Source organism: Streptomyces sp. NPDC041970 (genome assembly GCF_055588985.1).
The window spans coordinates 1-3,801 of sequence record NZ_JBVJCD010000092.1 but is presented as its reverse complement, the minus strand read 5'-3'; the positions used below and the strand labels follow the sequence as shown (position 1 = coordinate 3,801).

Sequence of the window (3,801 nt, the reverse complement as noted above, 5' to 3'; positions counted from 1 at the left end):
CACGAGCGAAAGGGAAAGGAAAGCACATCGAGGTCAGGGGACACCAGCCCCGCCCCCCCCCCCGCCCCCGCGTCATGGGAGCGGTCGCGCCCCCGCCCGCCGCGGCGATGCCGCCCGCGGCCGATGCGGTCCCGCCGGCTCAGTCGGGCTGGTGGGCCGTGCGGGGAGGGACGGTGGGGTTCGGAATCCCGGCGGCCTCGGCCTCGGGCGCGGCCCCGGCGTCGGCCTTGGTCCCGGCCCCGGCGTCGGCCTTGGTCCCGGCCCCGGACGCGGCCCCGGCGTCGGCCTCGGGCCCCTCCCCGGTCTCGGGCGAGGCCGGGGGGTCCAGTCGGCGCATGGCCGGGGCGACCAGGAGCAGCAGGGAGACGGCCCCCCACGTCACCGCGATGACCACGCCCGTCTCGCGCAGCCCCACCCCCTCCACCAGCAGGCCCGCCAGGAAGGTGCTCGCCGGGATCGCGGTCATGGAGACGGCGTTCTGCATTCCGAGCACGCGGCCGCGCACGTCCTCGGAGACGCGTTCGGTGACCAGGACCATGAAGAGCGCGGGCAGCGGCCCGGCGCCGACGCCGGTCAGGACGGCGCAGGCGATGAGGACCGGTACCGACGGGAGCAGGGCCAGGCCCACCATGCCGAACAGCGAGATGACCTGGGAGACCACGAACACGGTCCGCCGGGACAGTTTCGGCCCGGTCACCGCGTACGCGATCGACCCCCCGATGCCGCCGACGGCCAGGCAGGAGATCACGAGGCCGTAGCCGCCGGGAGAGTCCTTCCCCGCCAGGTAGACGGGGAGGACCAGGTTCTGGAGCGGGGCGAGGACGGCGACGCTGGCCGCCGACAGCAGGGTGATCGTCGTGACGGTGCGGTCGCCGCGCAGGACGGAGAACCCGTGCCGGACGTCGGCCCACGGACCGCTCGGGGTCTCGCCGCTCGGCGGGGTGCGGCGTCCGAGCCGGCGGGGCAGGACGAGACCGCCGACGCCCGCGAGCGCGGAGCAGACGGCCGTGACCCACAGCACGGTGGCCGGCTGGACCAGGACGATGAGGAAGCCGGCGGCGGCCGGGGCGATGATCACGACGACGCCGCTGACGGTCTCGCGCAGCCCGGCCAGCCGGGTCAGGTCCATGCCGCTGGCCTTGGCGACGTCGGGGGCGAGCGCCTCACGAGCGGTCATGCCCGGTACGTCGATGAGGGCCCCGGCGACGCCGAGGACGACGAACCACGCCACGGTCAGCCCGATCAGGCCGTCCACGACCGGCAGGGCCGCGACGCAGGCGGCCGAGGCGAAGTCGGCGCAGACGGAGAGGCGGCGGCGGCCGAACCGGTCGATCAGCACGCCGCCGACGACGGCGGAGAGCAGGACCGGAACGGCGGAGGCGGCGGCCACCAGGCCCACGGCCGAGGCGTCGCCGGTGCGTTGGAGCACGAGCCAGGGCAGGGCGATGCTCGCCACGGTGTTGCCCAGCAGGGAGAGCCCGTGGGAGAGCAGGTATGCGATCAGCATGGATCTGTTTTTCCGGAGAAGGGCGGCCTGGGCGTACGACCGCGGAATGGGGGCGAAGTGCCGGAGGGGGCCGAAGAGGCCGAGGAGCGCGGGTGGACAGGGGCAGGGGCGGTCAGGCGGCGGCGCCCGCGCCGAACGCGTGGCGTGAGAGGTGGCCGACGGCGCCCAGCACCGGCAGCCGCGCCATGACCTGGGTGTCGAGCAGTATGCGGGCGCGCAACCGCGCGGGCAGTCCGCGGAGGTCCACCCCCTTGGCGGTCCCGTAGGCGCTGATGGACTCCACGAGCCGCAGCCCGGCCGCGTCCCGGTCGAGCTCCCGCGGATCGTCGACGCCCCAGGCCAGTTGGGCGCCGGTGCGGCGGAAGAGGGCGAAGCGGCGCGTGGAGCCGACGGCGAACCGGGAGTAGGTGTCGAGTACCAGCTCGCCCTGCGGGAACCGTTCGACGATCCGGCGCAGGACCCGCGGGCCGTCCTCGGCCCGCAGGTACATGGACAGGCCCTCGGCCACGACGAGGACGGGGGCGTCGGTCGGTATCCGCGCCGGCCACTCGGGGTCGGTGACCGAGGCGGCGACGGTGTGCCGGGCGGGGTGGTCGGGGTGGACGGCGCGGTGGAGGTCGATGACCTCGGGCTGGTCGAGGTCGTACCACCGCACGTCCGGGCCGGGGGCCAGCCGGGTGAACCGGTCGTCGAGGCCGCAGCCCAGATGGACGACGACGGCGCGCGGGTGGTCGGCGAGAAATCGCCGGACCTGGCGGTCGAACCACCGGGTGCGCAAGGCGACGCCCACGGCGTTGGTCTCGTTGATGCCGAGCCGGTCGAAGTCGTACTCCGTCCGGGCCACCAGCGCGGCGGCGACCCGGTCCCCGAGGAGGGGGTGCGGGGAGCGCGCGTCCAGGGCCCGCGCGTACAGCGGGGCGAGCAGGGTGGCGGCCGCGCCGGTCAGGGAGATCGGTAAGGGGGGCGCGGCCGGGTCGTCGTTCTCACCCGTCGACGGACTCCCGTGCAACGGCTCGGACATGAGTTCTCCTCCATGCTCATGGCCGACCGACTGCCGGGCGGCGAAAGGGGTTCGCGGATAAAGCGACGGCAAAGGGGGGCCGGTAGTGCGTCGGCCGGTGGACCCTATGGGGCATTCCCGGAGGCCGCAACCCCATTCACTCCGGAGAGCCCGTCGCGTACATGCTCGTACCCGCTTCCGCTCCCAATCCGACCTGGGAGGACGGGAAGGGGAGGGCGGCTCCGGGAGGTGGGCCGCGTACATCATCTTCACACGTCCCTCACATGTGCGGAAGGATCGCTCCGGCCACATTCAGCCAAACCGCACCCCTGCTTTTCCGCTTGTTGACAGGGCGGATACGCCGCTCGAAGCTTCTACGCAGAGCCGCAACCGGTACCCGTGAAGGGAGATTCCGTGTCTGCTGATCGAAAGGTCGCCCTGGTTTCCATGCCGTGGAACAGCACGGTGCGCCCCTCGATTCAAGTCGGAATTCTCCGGTCTGTGGCGGAGGCCGAGGGCTGGGATGTCCGGCCGTATTATGCATATCTGAAGTTCTACGGACTCGCCCGCTCGACTCTCGGGCTTTCCGACGAGGTGTGGTCGGACGCCTACGAGACCGTGTCGGAGAAGCTGTACCACCTCGCGGCCGGCGACTGGGTGTTCGCCCAGCGCCATGCCGAACCCGCCCGACGCGACGCCTACTACGCCGTGCTGCGCGACCACCGGGTCGACGAGCAGGCCATCGCCCTCCTCGACGCCCTGCGGCCGGTCGCCGAGGCGCATGTGGAGCACACCGCCCGCGCCCTGCTGGCCGATTCCCCCGACGTCATCGGCTTCACCTCGATGTTCAGCCAGAACGGGCCGACGTTGGCGGTGGCGGAGCGGTTGCGTGAGCACGGTTTCGGTGGGGTGATCGTGATGGGGGGGAGCAACTGCGAGGGGTCGATGGGTCGGACGTTGCTGGCGCGGAATGCGGCGTTGGACGCGGTGGTGGACGGTCCGGGTGAGGATGCGTTCCTGGCGTTGCTGCGGGCGGTGGCGTCGGGTGGTCCGGTGGTGAGTGGGGGGCGGTTGCGGGCGCGGGTGTCGGTGGAGGGTGCGGCGGTGGTGGCGGAGCCGCGTCCGGATCGTCCGTTGGCTGTTCCGGTGCCGAACTACGACGGGTTCTTCGAGCAGTTGGTTGAGGCGGGGTTGGGGGGTCTGGAGCCGGAGATCACGTTGCCGGTGGAGTTCTCGCGGGGGTGTTGGTGGGGTGCGAAGACGCACTGCACGTTCTGCGGGTTGAACGGTGCGA

The 3,801-nt window shown here is 72.6% G+C and carries 3 protein-coding genes; 1 reads left to right on the top strand and 2 read right to left on the bottom strand.

Features of this window, described 5'->3' with window-relative positions; translation table 11 throughout:
* Positions 1 to 139: 139 nt before the first annotated feature.
* Both ACZ6EJ_RS26895 and ACZ6EJ_RS26890 read right to left on the bottom strand, forming a co-directional pair.
* On the bottom strand, positions 140 to 1,507 hold the full coding sequence (locus ACZ6EJ_RS26895; RefSeq protein WP_469270726.1) for an MFS transporter: 1,368 nt from the start codon (positions 1,505 to 1,507) through the stop codon (positions 140 to 142).
* Positions 1,508 to 1,619: 112 nt separating this feature from the next.
* The gene (locus ACZ6EJ_RS26890; protein ID WP_469270725.1) at positions 1,620 to 2,528 is read right to left on the bottom strand and encodes a class I SAM-dependent methyltransferase; all 909 of its coding nucleotides are present in this window, start codon (positions 2,526 to 2,528) and stop codon (positions 1,620 to 1,622) included.
* A gap of 393 nt (positions 2,529 to 2,921) precedes the next feature.
* Here ACZ6EJ_RS26890 and ACZ6EJ_RS26885 point away from each other — a divergent pair.
* On the top strand, positions 2,922 to 3,801 hold an 880-nt coding region (locus tag ACZ6EJ_RS26885; RefSeq protein ID WP_469270724.1), incomplete at its 3' end, for a RiPP maturation radical SAM C-methyltransferase.